Below are 18,501 nucleotides of genomic sequence, written 5' to 3'. Positions count from 1 at the left end.
AAGATTTATTGAGTTCCAGCCTTTTAATATGATGTTACCTCTTGCTTCCTCAAGGAGTCTGTCCTTCATGCCTTTTCAGCAAAGCATTCTGTTTCCAGATTCCCTTCATTCCACTTCATCTTTTAGCCTTGACGCATTTCGCGAAGCAGTGCCTTCTGATGTTCGGTAAGGTTTGTAGGCAATTTCACATTATAGGTAATGATCAAATCCCCATATGTGCCGTCACCGCGATCATAGCCTTTGCCGCGAACACGTACTCTGGTGCCGTTCTGCGTTTCAGGTTTAATCTTCAGTTTGATCTTATGTCCGTTGCTCAACTGGATCAGGATTTCGCCACCCAGCAGGGCAGTATACAAATCAATATTCACCTTCGCATCCATTTCGCCAGTACTCTGACGGGCGTTTTCGAAACCTGCACTCCCGAAGTTCCCAAAACCGCCGCCAAAGCCATTGGATGATGTACGGAAGTGTGTACGACGCCCGCTCCCTCCAAACAGGTCTTCAAAGAAACTGGAGAAGCCGCCTCCTCCACCCCCGAAGCTTTCGAAATCAAAACCTTCAAAAGGATTGCCACCTGCGGCACCTTGACCGAAGCCTCCGGAAGTACGACTCTGATCGAATGCATCAGCATTGCGCCACTGCTCGCCGTACTTGTCGTATTTGGCCCGTTTCTTCGGATCTGAAAGGACCTCGTAAGCCTCATTCAGAGCCTGAAACTTTGCCTTTGCCTTCGGGTCATCAGGATGAAGATCGGGGTGAAACTGCTTTACCCTTTTCAGGTATGCCTCATGAATATCTTTCTGTGGAATGCTTTTATCAACACCCAGAATTTTATAATAATCTATAAATGCCATATCTCTTTTATCCTCCTTTAATTACGATAAGATATCCAACAAAAAGTATACCAAATCCAACTTTATTTATTAAATTTGCATTGTAATCAAATAATGTCAGATGAAAGAATTGATAATTAGCCTTCTGGCAATCTCACTAAGTTTACCAACTATGGCACAAACGAGAACAGTCAATCTACGAGTGATTGAGACGAGTGATGTTCATGGAAGTTTCTTTCCGTATGATTTCATCAATCAGAAGCCTAAAGAGGGCTCATTGGCACGGGTCGTCACTTATGTAGATTCCCTGAGAACAAAATACGGCGATCACCTTATATTATTAGACAACGGTGATATCCTGCAAGGTCAACCGACCTGTTACTATTGTAATTACGTCAAGACAGATCAACCCAATGTTGCCGCCAGTGTCGTGAATTATATGCGTTATGATGCGGAGACAATGGGCAATCATGATGTAGAGACGGGACACCCGGTCTATGACAAATGGATCAGAGAGGTGAAATGCCCGATACTTGGAGCCAACATCGTATCCTCACAGACCAAACAGCCATACGTCCATCCTTATACGATCATCAAGCGCGACGGCATAAAAATAGCTGTTCTGGGGATGATCACAGATGCCATTCCCAATTGGCTCAATGAGAATCTGTGGAAAGGACTATATTTCGACAATATGGTCAAGTCATGCCGCTATTGGGTCAACTACCTGAAAACGCATGAACAGCCCAACCTGATCATCGGACTCTTCCACAGCGGTAAAGAAGGGGGCATCCATAATGAGAAGTTTGATGAGAATGCATCTATGGAGGTGGCGAAACAAGTGCCGGGATTCGACCTCATCCTATACGGTCATGACCATACCCTCCATCAGGACGTCGTCAAGAACGACATCACAGGCAAAGACGTCCTTTGCCTCGATCCGAGTTGTAATGCCCTTTATGTCAGCGATGCACAGATCTCCCTTACTGTCTCTGACGGTGAAAGTCCTGTCACGCTGAAGACCAATGTAACAGGGCAACTCGTCAATGTCTGCAACGAGGTATCAGACCCCGCCTTTATCAAGCACTTCCAACCAGAGATCGATAGTGTCAAGGCATTTGTCGGTCGCAAGGTCGGCACCTTCAAGCACAGTATCTACACAAAGGATTGCTATTTTGGCAGTGCCCCATTTTCCGACTTCATCCAAGACCTGCAATTGAAAATCACCGGAGCAGATATCTCTTTCAACGCTCCCTTGTCTTTTGATGCAAGTATCCAGGCAGGAGACGTCCACGTCAGTGACCTTTTCAATCTTTATCGGTATGAGAATCAGATCTATACCGTCAGGATGACCGGTGATGAAATCAGGAAACATCTGGAAATGAGTTATGATCAATGGGTCAACACGATGAAAAGCCCCGATGACCATATCATGCTCCTCAGTGATCATCAGAATAACGGTGCAGAAAGATATATGTTCAAGAACTTAGCCTTCAATTTTGATTCTGCCGTAGGCATCGACTATACCGTTGACGTAACCAAACCTGATGGTCAGAAAGTCCATATCCTCAGGATGAGTAACGGACAACCTTTCGACCTGAAAAAATGGTACAAAGTTGCCATGAACAGTTATAGAGGCAACGGCGGAGGAGAGCTCCTGACCAAAGGTGCGGGTATCTCCATGGAAGAACTGAAGAAGCGCATCATTTTTGAAAGTGAAAAGGACCAGCGCTACTATCTGATGAAAGAAATTGAGAGTGCAGGCGTCATGGATCCCAAAGCCCATAACAACTGGCGCTTTATTCCTGAAAAATGGACCAAACCTGCCATCGCACGCGACAAACAACTGTTGTTCTCCAGACCACTTACTGCGGCAGAAGAAAAATGATATTCTCTCTCCTATCTATTTAAAATAAGTATTAGAAAAATGAAATATTGGTTTGTATTTTGCAAGAGTGATATATTACTAGAAAAGTTCCCTGACGGGCATTACGACATACCTCGTTCCGAAGAATCACCGGTTCTGATCAAACCCTGGACACATGTCATGAATATCGCACCGACGAAAGCGGGTATGGAGATCAAGACATTCAGTGTCGATGATCCTTCCAAGACATTCCTGAGCAAATATCCGGGGCAGGTCATGTCTGATAATGATCATTATGAGATGTGCAGCCTTCGGTCCAGTTACTATAAAATCCCCTTTGACCTCTATCTGGAAGCAGGCAAATGCAGCGAACTCCTTTATTGGGACAAGAACACACAGTTTTGCGGGGTTTGCGGTGCACCGATGAAGATGCATACAGACATCAGCAAGAGGTGTACGAATTGCGGTAAAGAAGTATGGCCGCAGTTAGCTACTGCCATTATCGTACTTGTCCATAGAGGTGATGAAGTCCTTTTGGTACATGCCCGCAATTTCAAGTCGGACTTTTACGGCTTGGTAGCCGGTTTTGTGGAAACGGGAGAAACACTTGAAGAAGCTGTGTACCGTGAAGTCAGGGAGGAGACCTCTCTGAAGATCACGAATCTCCGCTATTTCGGTTCTCAGCCATGGCCTTATCCCTGTGGGTTGATGGTCGGATACAATGCCGATTATGTCAGTGGCGAAGTGCATCTGCAAAAGGAAGAACTGAGTGGAGGAACTTGGTTTACCAAAGACAATCTCCCGATGATACCTGAGAAATTAAGTATCGCACGTATGATCTTGGATGACTGGCTGAAGAAAACAACTCCTGCAGACAAAATAACCCAGAAAGGCTGAGCGCCCGAATACCACGACAAAGGGCATTTGTTCACAGAGATACAGAAGAACGTTGTGGCGGATACCGGAGTCCATCGAGAAAAGTGCAGATTACAGCAATTTATAATAGAAATGAAATTCTTAGAAAAGGCTTTGGGATTTGATCCCAAAAGCATGAACCTGAAGACAGAAGTCGTAGCCGGTGCTACAACTTTTCTTACGATGAGTTACATTCTGGCCGTTAACCCGGCTGTTCTCTCGACCACAGGTATGGAAAAAGCTGCTCTTTTTACCGGAACAGTCATCGCAGCTGCCATTGCCACCCTGTTGTTAGCCTTTATGGCTAAACTCCCCTTTGCCCAAGCGCCCTCGATGGGACTGAATGCATTTTTCGCTTACACGATGTGTCAGGCCATCGGCTATACCTGGCAGCAATCACTTGCCATCATGGTTATTGAGGGCGTCATCTTCCTTTTGATCACCTTCCTGAATGTCCGGGAAATTATTTTGAATTCTATTCCTCAGAATCTCCGGTATGCGATCAGTACAGGTATAGGTATGTTCATCGCCTTCATCGGTTTGAAGAATGCCGGCATTATTGTAGCCAAACCCGGTACCTTTGTAGGTCTGGGCAACTTCACAAGACCAATGTTGCTCGGTGTACTGGCCATACTCCTGAGTTCTGTTCTGATGGCGCGTAAGGTGAAAGGATCTTTATTCTACAGCATCATCATCACCACAGTCATCGGCATTCCAATGGGGGTCACTTCTTTTACAAAAGGGTGGCTGCCCGTGAGCGCTCCTCAAAGCCTGATGCCGATATTTTGCAAATTCGATTTTAACGGGCTGATGAACTTCCAGACTGTCATCACTGTTTTTACACTCCTGATCGTCAACATCTTTGATACTGTAGGTACGCTGGTAGGGTTGGCACAGAAAACAGGTATCGTCAAGTCTGACGGGACTATTCCTCATGTTAAAGAAGCGATGATGAGCGATGCCATCGGCACCACTTGCGGTGCTTTCCTGGGTAGTTCTACCATTACGACATACATTGAAAGTGCCAGTGGAATTGCAGAAGGAGGAAAAAGCGGTGTCACCAGTTTTGTCGTAGGCGCCTTATTCCTCGTCAGTTTGTTTCTGAGTCCCATCTTCCTGATCATTCCCAGCGCAGCTACCAGTGGGGCTTTGGTATTGGTCGGTGTCCTGATGCTTGACAGTATGAAGAAGATCGATCTGACGGAAGTCAGTGAAGCCTTCCCCGCCTTCATCACCATGATCACGATGGTCCTCTGCTATTCGATAGCCGACGGCATCACACTCGGAATCCTCAGTTATGTCGTCATCAAAATCTGTACCGGAAAATACAAAACGTTGAATCCTACGCTTATCATTCTAAGCATTCTGTTCATTCTCAGTTTTGTATTCAAATAGAAGTGTTTTCAAAGTATCTTTAAAACAATTCTGTCCTATAGGGATTCGACACTCTATAGGACAGAACTATTAATTTTTAACTCATTCCCGAAGATACGGGGATTTTCTTTCGCTCATTATCCCGCCATACCCCACTTCGGGCAAAGCGTATGACGTCTTTCTATCTGAAGCCTTTACCTTGGAATATAAATTTGCAGAAAGCCTGCCGATGGAATTTATCTTCAGCACGAACGATCTGATACACTTTCGTAGCAGGCAATATCTTCAAGAACTTCCTATGATAGATCATTTGTAACTTTTTGATATTGATATCTATCTGATCCCGCTTGTGGATAGCCTCCGTGCATACGCGCGGATCCTTACTGTTGATATGCCGATAAAGTCTCAATTGTTCGAAATAACTTCGCTCTTTCGCTTTCCATTCCCTATAGACAGGGAAGAATTTAGAAGCTTCCAAAGGTGTCAGTCCAGCCCTTGTCACGATATATTGCTCCATTTCCATCTGGAAACGGGCAGGATTAAAGCCATTGCCGTCAAAACCGGAGGCAAAGTAGAATACCCCCATTACAAAAATCAAAAGTATAAATAATTTCCTTTTCATTATCTAATGACTTTCATTATCAGCCAAGTCTGTATAGATATCCTCATTATCTATCATACCAAAATCAAAAGCCTGGTCCACCGCCATATTAACGCTGGGATTCTGAGCTCTCTGTACAGGTTGGGCACTCTTTCTGAAAAAGAGCAGATTCAAGGTAAACAGAACAGCAATGACACTTGCGGCAGCAACACCAATCTGCCATATATGGAATTTGTGTAATAACCGTACTTTCGAAACATGAGCAGAAGCAATAGAAAGAGGCTTTTGCTGTTCCGGCAATGCAGCCATCAGTCGCGCAGGGAATTGTTCAAAGTATCCCTCAGGTACCTTGAAAGGGTGTTTTCTCCCAAACATGCGCTCTATAGACTCTTCTTTCATATCCTTATTCATATTCTAATATCTTCTCCTTTATGATTAGACGTGTATAGAAATCAAAAGTTTAATCATTCAATTTCAAAAATTTTGTAATCTTCTGAACTGCCAGATGATAACTTGCTTTCAGCGCTCCCTCAGAAGTGTTCAAGACCTGACTCATCTCAGAATACCTCATCTTCTCGTAATAGCGGAGATTGAAGACGATCCGCTGGACTTCCGGCAGGCGGGCTATGGCCTCACGAAGCAAGGCTTCAGCTTCATCACCGTCAAAATAGTCATCTGCCAAAAGGCGGTTTGCCATGGTCATCTGATCATCAGAACTGAGTTCAGAAATATTCTTTCTGTGGCGGAGGCAGTCGAGAGCTTCATTGATCGCTATCCGATAGACCCAAGTCGAGAGATTGGACTTCCCTTGGAATTGAGACAACTTCGACCAGATCTTGAGGAAGGTGTTCTGTAGGACATCGTCAGTGTCCTCATGACTTAAGACGATATGACGCACTTTCCAGTACAGTGGTTCACTGTACACTTTGACTAGTCTCTCAAATCCTTTTCTACATGTATCGGGAGATCTAAGTAGCCTTAAGATTTCTGCGTCGTCTTTATTCACTGATAATTCCTTAGAAAATGTAGAATCACACGATCATAACTGTAAATATCGTCATATCTTTTAAGTTGTCCGTCTTTCCCCGGATAGAGGGTATAATAAATGATATAGATAGGGACCGGGGGACGTACGCTCACGGTATTGAGCAGCAAGTGGTGATTGAGGTCATCCTTGCCCTCATCCTCACCGTCTTCCTTTTGGTCCTGCCCGTCATACAGATGATGCTGAACGGAAGAGATATCAGCAGACATGGAATAGCGAATCCGTTCTATCAAGTGAGGATCCTTTTTACCCAAGAGGAAGACCGCCAATTTAAATGGTTTCTGCACTCTGACACAACCATGGCTCACACCCCTGTTTTCCTGTGAGAAGAATTCCTTGGAAGACGTATCGTGGAGGTAAATGGAGAAATCATTATTGAATCGGAAGATGATCCGCCCTAATGAGTTTTCCTTCCCCCCTTCTTGTATCACAGCATAGTCAGGACTCAGGAGCATTGCCCTGGTCGTCCGCCGGGGATCAACAGTCTCCCCGCTTGACCTCTCCAGGATAAAAAACCTCTTGGTTTGGAAATAGGCATTATCTCCGGCATGTTGGACGATACTTTTCTTGATGATGCTCTTCGGCACGATCCATTGCGGGTTGATATCCATTCGTTTCACAGCGCTCATCAGCAGCGGTGTTTTAGTCACACTTGTTCCACAGCCCACACGCATCACCAGATCAGAGGTGCCGTCTACAGCATGAAGGGCAAAGGATGGGATATTGACGACGACATATTTCCGATGCCTTTGAGGATAATCCTTTAACCGCCAGCGGCACCTTTCCATATTGCAAAGGATCAGATTCCTTTCTCTCCTACCCTGCGCAGTCTTCAGGAGAGCCAACAGTCTGTTGTAGAAAGGACTCTTGGGTTGAACAGTACGCAGGAATTCCGATATACTGTCCTGTTTGACCTTCCGGAGAGACAACTGATAAAAGGCCTTTGTAGCGTGTTCCATGGGGAGAGCGAAGAGCTGCAAATAGTTCGTCACAGCCTGACTGTCAGAAGAGGACTCCTCTGAAGGTTCAAGATGATTGAATACATAATCAGGATTCATAAATCCAAAGCGTTGGCCCACCGCATAGCGGAAAAAGCCTTTACTCAGATTGTATTCCAAACGACCCATGACAACATTGATATTATTCACATGATCAAATTGTAAACTGCGGATCCTCTGCAAATCACGCTCGATCTGACGGACATGGAACTTCTTCAGCGAGAACCCCATATCCTTGACCGTCTTCAACCAGGAAAGCACGGTATCTGCACGTGCATCAACACCTTTTCTGTCTATCCATAGAAAATCTCCCCTATTCAGATAATACTGGCGAATCCGATAATCAGTGGTCAATGAATCCTCATCATGGGCAATACAACTATCAATCTCTGCCCGAACGCGAGACGGACTCAAAGTCAATGTATCCGATCTTAATTCACTGTATGAATGAAGCGATAGTTGTGTATTAGGATTTGCTAATTTATTGTTACATGCCGTGAGACTGCCAAGCAAGCAGATGACCAGCAAAAAGAATCTAAATAATTTCACAATTGATAACTTCATTAAGCTCCGGCGGACATTCTTTTCTCTTACCTTACGATCCGTTCCCTAGAAATAAAAAGGACTTCTTTCCTCATCTGTATTCAGCCAATGCCCACATCGATTAGAATTTGGTGCCTAGATATAAAAATCACGACATTTCCAGTCCAATCCTTCCGATGCGACTTTCAAATCCCGATGATCTTCAACCCACCTCAAAAACGTCTCCTTCGTGAGTCAGATGGCTATTCGGAAAAACCGCTTGGGCTTCTTTGAGCATCGGACGCTCGTCATCGTAGCGTGAACTGTAATGACCCAGCAACAACTTTCCGGCCTTTGCGTCCTTGGCCACCTGTGCAGCCTGCTGTGCGGTGCTGTGATAATACAGTTTTGCTCTTTCCGCATCTTTCTGGACATACGTGGACTCATGATAGAGGACGCTGACGCCTTCCACCCTTTTGTACAGATCAGGCACATATCTTGTATCACTGCAATAGGCATAAGAGCGTGCCGGATCTGCAGGTTCCACGAACTCAGCATTGGGAATCACTTCCCCGTCTTTGGTCGTCCAGTCTGCACCGGCTTTTATATTGTTGATCTGAGAGACCGGCACTTCGTAGCAGTCGATCACATCCCTCTTGATATGCGGAAGCGTCGGTTTCTCCTTGAAAAGATAGCCGCAGCAGGGGACACGATGCACCAACGGTATGGTCTCCACCGTCAAGCTCCGGTCTTCATATATCAGTTTTTGACTCTTCGTATCCACCGGATGGAATTGCACATCGAATTCTAGACCTTGGCAGAAGAAATCGATCTCTTTCTTCAAGATCGGTTCATAGTATGCCGGGGCATAGATATTCAATGTGGCCGTTCTGCCGACCATCCCAAAAGTACTGATCATCCCAAGCAGTCCGAAACAGTGGTCACCGTGGAGGTGTGAAAGGAAAACAGCTGAGATTTTCGTGAATCGTATTTTGAAACGACGCAACTGGATCTGAGTGCCTTCCCCACAATCAATCATAAAGAGTTTGTTCCTGATCTCTATGACCTGAGAAGAGGGGTGATGCTTTAATGTGGGCATAGCAGAACCACACCCCATAATATGTATCTTGAAAGGTTCCACTATTATTTGTGACGCTTAAAGGCAAAAATGCCGGCATGATTCTCCAGATAGAGACTGTCTGCCCCAAGATTGTCTATTGTGAAGGTGTCTTTGTTCAGCACCAGTCTGCCGTTGTAGATCTTCCAACTTGTCCAAGGGTGCGTCTCCTCTTTCACAAAACTCTTGACCGTTCCACCTTCAAGGATCTCAAAATCCTTGTCGATGCTCGTCCACTTTCCCATCAGGGCTGTCAGGTTAATCACATTGGTAGCTATCCAGTCACCTTCTCCTTTATGTCCGATCACAGCCATACGGTCACCTTCAAAGAGACCGCCCTTGACAACAGGTTCAGCACCTTCTTCATCATCGATCAGATAATTGATGGTGTCTCCGGCATCTGTGATCAATTCGAGGCTGTTCATCGCAGTCCCATCACCGCAAACACCATAGAGTGTCGAATCCGTCTTGTCAGTAGTGGCAGACACTTTCGACTTGGCTGGTTGTGAACGCTTGGCACTATTTTTACAACTTGCCACCAGCAAGATGCCCATCAGGGCAATACCTATCAAAAAAATATTTTTCTTCATCCCTTTTCCTCCTTTTTAGCTTCATTCCAAAGTTTATCCATATCTTCTAAAGTAACGTCTTTAAAGGATTTACCAGTCTCTTTAATTTTTCTTTCCACATAGTTGAAACGTCTGATGAATTTCCGGTTCGTATGCTCCAGTGCATTGTCAGGGTTAAGGTGATAGAGTCTGGCCGCATTGATGACCGAGAACAAGACATCTCCCAGTTCCCTAGTCGATTTGTCCTTGTCTTCCTTCCGGAGTTCCACCTCCAGTTCGTCCATCTCTTCGCGGACCTTTGCCCATACGTCACCTTTTTCTTTCCAATCAAATCCTACATTCCGGGCTTTGTCCTGAATACGGTAAGCCTTGATGAGGGAAGGCAGAGCTTCGGGCACACCGCCCAAGACCGTTTGATTGCCGTCCCGTTCTTTCTGCTTGATCTGTTCCCAAGACGATTCCACTTCACTTGCATTGGAGGGTTTGGAGTTGCGGACCTCGTCATTCAGATTTCCGGATTTCTTATCTCCTTGAACCGATGATGCCCCGGACTCAGAAGGCTGATCAGGGGCATCCCGATAGACCACCTGTCCCTGGGCATTGATTTTCAGATCCGGATTGCTGACAGACCATTTCGGTTGTCCTTGTGCAGGAGTCTGTGCCCCATTCGACCAATTTATGAACGGATGCCGGAACATCAGTTTGTCAGCTTCCTGATTACAAACGTCAGCGATATCAAATTCATTGTCCTCATTTCCCATAAGACAGTAAAAGACGACATGCTCCATCACGTCGCCAAGTTCTTTCATAATATTGCGGTAATCCTTTTTCATCAAGGCATCGCAAAGTTCAAAGACCTCTTCTATCGTGTTAGGACGCAGGCTCTCAAAAGTCTGTTTTCGATCCCAAGGACATTCTTTACGCAGGCGGTGCTGTACATCCATCAACCTCCCGAAAGCCTCCAACTTCTCTTCCTTACTATGCACTTTATATCGTTTTACTGGTCAGAAATTCCGTTCTATTGATAAGCACAAAGGTACAAAATAATTCATATAAATGCCTCATATATTCGCACATTTTCGTAAAACAAAAGATTAAATCATTGATTTTTTCACTATTAAGAAGAAAATTAGTAAATTTGCACCATTATATATTTACAAAGGGACAGCAGAGCGCTGACCTTTCGATAGACAAGAGAACGGCAGTCTGCCGGCATTACAATCCAGTTGTCCTCAGACAACTCTTTCGATGCTTTGAATAGTCAGGAAAGAATTTAAAATCAGTATAAGAAATGGAATTAGCAAGTAAGTATGACCCACAAGCAGTGGAATCCAAATGGTATCAGTTCTGGATCGATCACAAATTATTCAGTTCTCACCCCGACGGACGTGAACCTTATACCATCGTTATTCCGCCCCCCAATGTCACCGGAGTACTGCACATGGGGCACATGCTGAACAACACCATACAGGATATCCTTGTACGCCGTGCCAGAATGGAAGGCAAGAATGCATGTTGGGTACCGGGCACAGACCATGCCAGTATCGCTACAGAAGCCAAAGTTGTCAACAAACTTGCACAGAAGGGCATCCGGAAGACAGACTTGACTCGGGAGCAGTTTCTCGCTGAAGCCTGGAAATGGACCAATGAGCACGGTGGCATCATCCTGAAACAACTCCGCCGGCTGGGCTGCTCCTGTGACTGGGACAGAACGGCCTTCACAATGGATGAGACGCGCAGCAAAGGCGTCATCAAAGTTTTTGTGGACCTGTACAAGAAAGGCTATATCTACAGAGGAGCCAGGATGGTCAACTGGGATCCGAAGGCTCAGACTGCACTTTCTGATGAAGAGGTCATCTACAAGGACGAACATTCTAAATTATACTATCTGAAATACCGTGTCGCAGAGCAGGATTGCCAACTCCAGGACAAGGAGAATGTCATTCATCGTGATGACAAGGGCTTCTATGCCGTCGTTGCCACGACAAGACCTGAGACGATCATGGGTGACTCGGCCATGTGCATCAACCCCAAAGACAAGAAGAATACTTGGCTGAAGGGTAAGCACGTCATCGTTCCGCTTGTCAACCGGACGATTCCCGTCATAGAAGACGACTATGTGGATATCGAGTTTGGTACGGGTTGTTTGAAAGTTACGCCGGCCCACGATATAAACGACCATGCCTTAGGTCTGAAGCATCATCTGGAGACGATTGATATCTTCAATGACGACGGTACCATTTCCAAAGCCGCAGGTCTCTATGTCGGACAGGACAGAATGGAAGTCAGAAAGCAGATCGCCATCGATCTGACTCAGGCAGGCCTGATGGAAAAGGTAGAAGACTATGACAACAAGGTCGGCTTCTCCGAGCGCACCAACGTCCCTATAGAACCGAAACTGAGTACCCAGTGGTTTTTGAGCATGAAGCATTTTGCTGACATCGCCCTCCCCCCAGTCATGGAGGATACCATTGAGTTCTATCCCAAGAAATACAAGAACACCTATCGCCACTGGCTTGAGAATGTCAAGGACTGGTGCATCAGCCGCCAGTTATGGTGGGGACATCGCATACCGGCTTATTATTACACCAATACGAAGGGACAGAAAGACTTCGTCGTGGCAGAAAACGCAGAAGAAGCTCTGAAACTGGCACAAAAGGAAAATCCGGATGTGAAAGCAGCAGACTTGGAACAGGAGAGTGACTGCCTCGATACATGGTTCTCTTCCTGGCTCTGGCCGATCTCTGTCTTCGACGGTATCAACAATCCTGACAATGCAGACATCAAGTATTACTACCCGACGAATGACTTGGTAACAGGCCCGGACATCATCTTCTTCTGGGTCGCCAGAATGATCATGGCCGGTTACGAGTACAGGGGAATCTATCCTTTCAAACATGTTTACTTCACCGGTATCGTCAGAGACAAACTCGGACGGAAGATGAGCAAGAGTTTGGGAAATTCTCCTGACCCTATCACCCTGATAGATAAATATGGTGCAGATGGCGTCCGTATGGGGATGATGCTCAGTGCCCCTGCAGGCAATGACATTCTCTTCGATGAGAGTTTATGTGAACAAGGGCGCAACTTCAACAACAAGATATGGAATGCGTTCCGCCTGATCAAAGGGTGGAAGACTGTTGACAGTGAACCCAACGAGGTCAACAAGATTGCCGTCAAATGGTTTGAGTCCCGACTGAGAATGGCCAACGCAGAGATGGAGGAGCAGTTTAAGGGTTATCGTATCTCAGAGGCCCTGATGACGACCTACCGGTTGTTCTGGGACGAATTCTCAAGTTGGTATCTGGAGATGATCAAACCCGCATACGGGCAGCCCCTCGACAAGACAACATACGAGGCAACATTGAAGTTCTTCGATGACCTGCTGAAGATGCTGCATCCTTTCATGCCATTTATCACAGAGGAACTCTGGCAGCATCTCTATCCGCGCAAGGAGGGTGAGAGCATCATGAAATCCATCCTGCAGATCCCCGCTCCTTCCGATTCAGAAAAGGAATTGTGCGAGCAGATAGAGAAAGTGAAACAAGTGGTGAGTGGCGTTCGTACAGTCCGCAATCAGAAGAACATTGCGCCTAAAGAACAACTTGTCCTCCAGACCATCAACCATCACGATATCGACAAATGGGGAGCAGTCATCCTGAAGATGGCCAACCTTTCCAAGATCGAGACAGTCAAAGATAAATCTGCTGATGCCAGCGGTTTCATGGTCGGCACAAACGAATACGCTGTCCCCGTAGGGAATCTGATCGACGTCGATGTGGAAATCGAGAAGGCGAAGAACCAACTCCAGCACCTCGAAGGTTTCCTGAAAGGCGTCAGAGCAAAACTCGGCAACCAGAATTTCGTTTCTCATGCTCCCGAAGCTGTCGTGGCGCGTGAACGTAAGAAAGAGAGTGACGCTGTCGAAAAGATCCACACTTTGAAGGAGACGATCAGCGAACTCGAAAAGTCTCATTAATATGAAAGTTAAAAGACGGCGCTTCATCATAGGTTGGTTCTGCGTCCTACTGATGGTATTTATCTTCAGCAGTTGCAGTAGTGGAGACGGCGTAACTGACGGAGACGACAGCGGGATCACCCAACAGACCTTGTTCGTCTATATGCCTTGGACAGGCTCAACCTCAGACAACGGGCTCTACTCTTTCTTCCAGCAGAATCTGGACAGCATGGAACAGGGCATCAAAAATGCCGGAGGTCTCAGTAACAAAAGGGTGTTGGTATTCCTCAGCACATCTGCTACCCAGTCCCAACTCTATGAGATCGTCTATAATCAAGGTCAGATCATCCATCAGACCATAAAGGACTATACCGGCCATACCTACACGTCTGCATCGGGAATCACAGAAATCCTGAATGATGTGAAAGCGACGGCCCCCGCTCTGAACTATGCGATGATCATCGGGTGTCATGGCACAGGGTGGACCTACAAGGATGATTGGACGAACTATCCTTATGAGACAGGGACAGCAGGGACGGCAGCGATGCTCTCTGCTTTCAAGATCAGCAATTTGGCAAAGACGCGCTTCTTCGGAAGCGTCACTGACTTGAAGAACTATGCCACTGATATCCCGACTTTGGCACAAGGGATAAGTGATGCGGGGTTCAAGTTCCAGTTTATCCTCTTTGACGACTGTTATATGGCGAATGTGGAGACGGCTTTTGCCTTGCGAAACGTCACCAATTTTCTGGTTGCTTCTACGAGTGAAGTCATGGCCCTCGGCATGCCCTATAAAGAGATGTGGAACAATCTGAGTTCTTCTGCTCCTACTTATACGTCACTGGTCGATGCGTTCTATGATTTCTATAAAAACTACGAATATCCTTTCGGGGCTCTGTCTGCCATTGACTGCAGGAAGATGGACGGACTTGCAGCGCTCATGAAGAAGATCAACGCCAACTATTCCCTTCCTGAATCCTATCGTGACAGTGTACAAATATTGGGAGGCTATGTTCCGACCATCTATTATGATTTCTTGGATTACGTCAAGTACCTCAAAGACGCCAACAACAATAGTCTCCCCGCTTCTCTTCTGAAGTCTTGTCAAGACACGCTGCAGTCGCTCATCCGTCAAACAGACCATACTGATACCCTCTATACCGCTCTGGGATTGAGGGCACCTTATATTACTATCAAGAACTATTGCGGAATCGCCACCTCAGATCCGAGCATCAACAAAGTTGCATTGAAAGGCAAGGAGAAAACGGACTGGTGGAAAGCTACTCATTAATTTTTTATAATTATTCATCAATTTACAACTATGGAATATTTTATCATAGAAAATGGTCAACAAAGCGGTCCATTTACGATTGAACAACTTGCTCAAAAGCATATTACTTCTGAAACGCTCGTGTGGGCTGAAGGTATGACTAATTGGACACCTGCCTGGCAGGTGGAACAATTGAAATATATCCTTAGCGGAAATCCTCGCCAGACTCCTCCTCCTTTTAATCCGCAAGACAAGGTCTCTGACACACCTATTCCTCCCATGGCTCATCAAAATGGAGAATCGGCTTATACGGCAGGGGCAAACGGTCCTCTTGAAGGCAATGGAACGGATCAGACTTTCCCTCCTACCGGTGATCCGACTAAAGAAGATGCGGAAGCTGACAAGAAAAAGAAGAACCGTACACCTTGGTTGATCGCTCTCGCCGTCGTCATCGTCGCCCTGCTCTTTTTTATTTTCACGAACCCTAACAAGCAGGATCATGAAAGTGCCATAAAGAGTGAGATCACGACCGCTGTGGAAAAAGCCTCCAACGAAAACCAGAACCAGGAATCCGATGATGTCTTCACCCAAGGGTTCAATATGATCACGAAGATGATTACCGGGACATTTTTCGACACGGCTCTGGATACCCTCTTGCAATACCACAACTATCTCCTCTTCTCCAAGACGACAATCAACTGGGGAAATGAGAACCACACCGTCAGTTTCGGTATTCTGGGAAAGGTCCACACCATCAACGAGGATGATATTCTGAAAGCGCTCAACAACCTGAATCCTACGAAGATGGAGGTCCAGACAGAGAACCCGGATCAACCGCTGGACAATTCCGCTGACCAGCAGCAGACTAATCAGGATAATAATGCAACTGAGAAGGTCGATAAATCCGCAGACCAGATTGCTTCGCAAATCAGCAATAAGGTCCAAAAAGGACTGGAACAGAAAATCGACAAGGAGATCAATCAGGTAGCTGACTCAACGACTATCGACAGGTTGGTCAACAGGATCATGAGTCTGTTCGGGATCAATTGACATTCTCACATTCACCTATAATAAAAAAATCACAGGCATCTTCTCATGCCTGTGATTTTTTTATACTCATTTTTGAAATGACCACGGATAGGACTCCACGGTATTTCAGTACTCATTCATAGTCATCGATGACATCGTTCAGAAAATCCATCATCGGTTTGCCGACTTTGAAGATGGCTGTCATTTGATCGAGCCAACTGTCACCGGCAAAGAAACTGTCCTTGACCCTCACCCAAGTTGCGAAATCTTTCATTCTCAGATACTGGATATAGGGATAGTCTTTCGGAAAACCTTTGGGGGCTGTCTTCAGATGAGCGAATCCAAAACCTTTGTCTGAGATCACACCACCGTGTTCATCGCACTGCCCTTCATTGGGGTAGCCGAACAAGGTGACAAACTTGCCGTTTTCAACTGTTTTCCGCCAGACATCAATATTGCCCATGATCTCATTCCTGACAGAAGTCAGTATATTGGTCGGCAACCAATAACTGCCTTGGGAGATAAAACTATGCCCGGGTTGGATATGGATGTAATAGCCACAACGGAGGGACTTCTTGCCATGTCCGGAGAGGAATCCTCCGAAATGCGTTTTATAAGGAGTCTTGTCCGGGGAGAACCTGGTGTCACGATAGAAACGGTACATACAGTCTTTCGGCGTCAGGTGTGCTATTTCCGGATCAAATTCGGAAATGGCGGCAATAGCCTACCCTAATCCGGATTCAAAACTCTTTTGGCAAGCCAAGTATTCATCCTTATGCCCGGCAAACCACTCCCGGTCATTATGAACTGCTATCTCTTTAAGAAAACGAATAATCGGATGAATTTGCATAAGTCATTGAAATCTAATGAATGATTTATTTTTCCAATTTGCTTCCGGCTAACAACTTGGGACAATATTGGTCAAAAAAGCACTCCTCACACTGAGGACGAAGGCTCTTGCAGATATACCTGCCGTGCAGGAGCAGCCAGTGATGCGCTTTGGACAAATCTGACGAAGGTATATGCGCTGTAAGATAGTCTTCCACTTTCCTGGGCGTATTGGCCGTTGGAGGAACGAGTCCCATCCGATGGCTCACGCGATAGACATGTGTGTCTACAGCCATCACCGGTTTCCCGAACCATACTGCCTGCAACACGTTTGCAGTTTTCCGGCCTACTCCCGGTAATTTGACCAGGTCATCAGGTGTGGAAGGAACTTCCCCTCCGAAATCAGAAACCAGCATCCGGCTCAGTTCCGACAAATGCCGAGCTTTCGAGTTCGGATAACTGACAGAATGGACATAGGTGAGAATATCTTCAGGGGAAGCTTTTGACATAGAACGCGCATCCGGATAATGCCGGAACAACTCCGGCGTTATCTCGTTGATGCGTTTATCTGTACACTGGGCACTCAAAAGAGTAGCTACCAGCAATTGGAATGCGCTTCCAAAGACCAATTGTGTCGTTACCTGCGGTTGAGTTCTCCTGAAATAATCAAGAATAAATTGATAACGCTCTTCTCTGGTCACCTCTTATTATTCCTTGTTAAGCTTACCTTTGTAAGCCTTATTCAAACCTGCAATCACTTCGTTGGTGATGTCATAAGCCTTGTTGGCATAAAGCAGGTTGTCACCACTCTTACTGAAGATGATCGAATATTTCTTGTCCTTGTTGTATATGGTCAGATAATGTGCGATGGAATCATGCAGGGCTTTGTTGTATCTGTTCTGCTCTGCCTGGAATTCATTGCCCAGACGCTGTTGCAGGCTCTGCAAGTCAGCTTGCTGTCTCTGGATACCTTCCTGAATGGCCTGTGCCTGGTCGCGTGTATAGGCATTCTGCTGCACCTTCTGCTGGAAATTAGCGGCAGCTGCCTGCAACTGCTGTCCCTTCGCATTAATGGTGTTCTGAATGTTCATACTCTTCTTCTGCAAAAGTTGTGAGAACTGTTTGGCAAAAGTATATTGCGTCATGATAGAATCCACTTCCACGTAAGCCACCTTCAAATTGGCTGGAGCCTTGGAAGTTTCAGACTCAGGTTCTACCTGAGGTTGCTGTTTGTTACAAGATGTCATGCCGAGAGCAATACATGCAGTTACGGCTAGCGTTCCCAAAACATTTTTTTTCATTTTCTTTATTTTAATTCTTATTTATTTCAGACCGGACAGCTTACAATGTATCCTATCCTAAAATAGTAATTTTCCTTTAAAAATATCACTGCTTCTCTACTGCTCCATGCTTCCCTCACTCGACCGGACATTTTGGAAAAGACTGTCGGTACACAGCCGGATAACCAACTGCTTGAAGAGAGAAAACACTTCCAATTTTCATCGGCAGCCATTTATTCACTGACAAAGTGAAACTGATAGCAATAATTAACACCCTGAATAGTAATGTTTCAAT

At 45.8% G+C, this 18,501-nt stretch carries 16 protein-coding genes and 1 pseudogene; 6 read left to right on the top strand and 11 right to left on the bottom strand.

The genetic code is table 11. The features are described from left to right. Positions 1–122: 122 nt before the first annotated feature. Positions 123–854, bottom strand: a complete 732-nt coding sequence (locus tag NG821_RS04120) for a DnaJ domain-containing protein (RefSeq protein WP_252760397.1) — start codon at positions 852–854, stop codon at positions 123–125. Between the two features lie 100 nt (positions 855–954). Here NG821_RS04120 and NG821_RS04115 point away from each other — a divergent pair, with 100 nt between their 5' ends. From NG821_RS04115 to NG821_RS04105, 3 genes are all read left to right on the top strand, one after another. Then, positions 955–2,721 carry a bifunctional metallophosphatase/5'-nucleotidase gene (locus NG821_RS04115; RefSeq protein ID WP_252760396.1) on the top strand — a complete coding sequence of 589 codons (1,767 nt, stop codon included), beginning with the start codon at positions 955–957 and terminating at the stop codon, positions 2,719–2,721. A gap of 39 nt (positions 2,722–2,760) precedes the next feature. After that, entirely contained in the window at positions 2,761–3,597 is an 837-nt protein-coding gene (gene nudC, locus NG821_RS04110) for an NAD(+) diphosphatase (RefSeq protein WP_252760395.1), read from the top strand. Between the two features lie 111 nt (positions 3,598–3,708). Further along, positions 3,709–5,010, top strand: coding sequence for an NCS2 family permease (locus NG821_RS04105; protein ID WP_252760394.1), 1,302 nt, complete (start codon positions 3,709–3,711; stop codon positions 5,008–5,010). Positions 5,011–5,170: 160 nt separating this feature from the next. On the opposite strand, the gene NG821_RS04100 is transcribed toward NG821_RS04105, so the two are convergent. From NG821_RS04100 to mazG, 7 genes are all read right to left on the bottom strand, one after another. Beyond that, positions 5,171–5,611: a hypothetical protein gene (locus NG821_RS04100; protein WP_252760393.1), complete on the bottom strand. Its 441-nt coding sequence runs from the start codon at positions 5,609–5,611 to the stop codon at positions 5,171–5,173. 3 nt (positions 5,612–5,614) lie between these two features. Beyond that, positions 5,615–5,989, bottom strand: a complete 375-nt coding sequence (locus NG821_RS04095; protein ID WP_252760392.1) for a hypothetical protein — start codon at positions 5,987–5,989, stop codon at positions 5,615–5,617. 61 nt (positions 5,990–6,050) lie between these two features. Beyond that, complete coding sequence (locus tag NG821_RS04090; protein WP_252760391.1) at positions 6,051–6,596, bottom strand: RNA polymerase sigma factor; 546 nt, start codon at positions 6,594–6,596, stop codon at positions 6,051–6,053. Next, complete coding sequence (locus NG821_RS04085; protein ID WP_252760390.1) at positions 6,593–8,182, bottom strand: L,D-transpeptidase scaffold domain-containing protein; 1,590 nt, start codon at positions 8,180–8,182, stop codon at positions 6,593–6,595. The genes NG821_RS04090 and NG821_RS04085 overlap by 4 nt, the downstream gene beginning before the upstream one ends. Positions 8,183–8,378: 196 nt before the next feature. Further along, positions 8,379–9,296, bottom strand: a complete 918-nt coding sequence (locus NG821_RS04080; protein WP_252760389.1) for a ribonuclease Z — start codon at positions 9,294–9,296, stop codon at positions 8,379–8,381. A 2-nt stretch (positions 9,297–9,298) separates the two neighbouring features. Continuing rightward, a complete protein-coding gene (locus NG821_RS04075) occupies positions 9,299–9,862 on the bottom strand; it encodes a lipocalin family protein (RefSeq protein WP_252760388.1) in 564 nt (187 codons plus the stop codon). Next, the gene (gene mazG / locus NG821_RS04070) at positions 9,859–10,827 is read right to left on the bottom strand and encodes a nucleoside triphosphate pyrophosphohydrolase (RefSeq protein ID WP_252760387.1); all 969 of its coding nucleotides are present in this window, start codon (positions 10,825–10,827) and stop codon (positions 9,859–9,861) included. The genes NG821_RS04075 and mazG overlap by 4 nt, the downstream gene beginning before the upstream one ends. A gap of 305 nt (positions 10,828–11,132) precedes the next feature. Here mazG and NG821_RS04065 point away from each other — a divergent pair, with 305 nt between their 5' ends. The 3 genes from NG821_RS04065 to NG821_RS04055 are packed head-to-tail and all read left to right on the top strand — an operon-like array spanning position 11,133 to position 16,119. Further along, positions 11,133–13,820 (top strand): valine--tRNA ligase, encoded by a 2,688-nt coding sequence (locus NG821_RS04065; RefSeq protein ID WP_252760386.1) that lies wholly within the window; start codon positions 11,133–11,135, stop codon positions 13,818–13,820. 1 nt (position 13,821) lies between these two features. Further along, positions 13,822–15,090: a clostripain-related cysteine peptidase gene (locus NG821_RS04060; protein ID WP_252760385.1), complete on the top strand. Its 1,269-nt coding sequence runs from the start codon at positions 13,822–13,824 to the stop codon at positions 15,088–15,090. A gap of 30 nt (positions 15,091–15,120) precedes the next feature. Then, positions 15,121–16,119, top strand: a complete 999-nt coding sequence (locus tag NG821_RS04055; protein ID WP_252760384.1) for a GYF domain-containing protein — start codon at positions 15,121–15,123, stop codon at positions 16,117–16,119. A gap of 112 nt (positions 16,120–16,231) precedes the next feature. On the opposite strand, the pseudogene NG821_RS04050 reads toward NG821_RS04055, so the two are convergent. The 3 genes and pseudogenes from NG821_RS04050 to NG821_RS04040 all read right to left on the bottom strand — a co-directional run bounded on the left by NG821_RS04050 (position 16,232) and on the right by NG821_RS04040 (position 18,227). Next, positions 16,232–16,948, bottom strand: a pseudogene (locus NG821_RS04050) (DUF2461 domain-containing protein). 25 nt (positions 16,949–16,973) lie between these two features. Next, a complete protein-coding gene (nth, locus tag NG821_RS04045; RefSeq protein WP_252760383.1) occupies positions 16,974–17,627 on the bottom strand; it encodes an endonuclease III in 654 nt (217 codons plus the stop codon). A 6-nt stretch (positions 17,628–17,633) separates the two neighbouring features. Next, entirely contained in the window at positions 17,634–18,227 is a 594-nt protein-coding gene (locus NG821_RS04040) for an OmpH family outer membrane protein (RefSeq protein WP_252760382.1), read from the bottom strand. Positions 18,228–18,501: the final 274 nt, after the last annotated feature.

The sequence above is a fragment of the Segatella cerevisiae genome (assembly GCF_024054555.1).
GTDB classification, from domain to species: domain Bacteria; phylum Bacteroidota; class Bacteroidia; order Bacteroidales; family Bacteroidaceae; genus Prevotella; species Prevotella cerevisiae.
Note: the sequence above shows the minus strand (reverse complement) of the source record. Positions and strands in the feature narration are given on the sequence as shown.

Bases quoted from the DNA above. Each gene is read 5' to 3' on its own strand.
- NG821_RS04040 (WP_252760382.1), bottom strand. From the start codon at position 18,227: ATGAAAAAAAATGTTTTGGGAACGCTAGCCGTAACTGCATGTATTGCT.
- NG821_RS04105 (WP_252760394.1), top strand. From the start codon at position 3,709: ATGAAATTCTTAGAAAAGGCTTTGGGATTTGATCCCAAAAGCATGAAC.
- NG821_RS04075 (WP_252760388.1), bottom strand. From the start codon at position 9,862: ATGAAGAAAAATATTTTTTTGATAGGTATTGCCCTGATGGGCATCTTG.
- NG821_RS04115 (WP_252760396.1), top strand. From the start codon at position 955: ATGAAAGAATTGATAATTAGCCTTCTGGCAATCTCACTAAGTTTACCA.
- NG821_RS04095 (WP_252760392.1), bottom strand. From the start codon at position 5,989: ATGAAAGAAGAGTCTATAGAGCGCATGTTTGGGAGAAAACACCCTTTC.
- NG821_RS04100 (WP_252760393.1), bottom strand. From the start codon at position 5,611: ATGAAAAGGAAATTATTTATACTTTTGATTTTTGTAATGGGGGTATTC.
- NG821_RS04060 (WP_252760385.1), top strand. From the start codon at position 13,822: ATGAAAGTTAAAAGACGGCGCTTCATCATAGGTTGGTTCTGCGTCCTA.
- nudC (WP_252760395.1), top strand. From the start codon at position 2,761: ATGAAATATTGGTTTGTATTTTGCAAGAGTGATATATTACTAGAAAAG.
- NG821_RS04055 (WP_252760384.1), top strand. From the start codon at position 15,121: ATGGAATATTTTATCATAGAAAATGGTCAACAAAGCGGTCCATTTACG.
- NG821_RS04065 (WP_252760386.1), top strand. From the start codon at position 11,133: ATGGAATTAGCAAGTAAGTATGACCCACAAGCAGTGGAATCCAAATGG.
- NG821_RS04120 (WP_252760397.1), bottom strand. From the start codon at position 854: ATGGCATTTATAGATTATTATAAAATTCTGGGTGTTGATAAAAGCATT.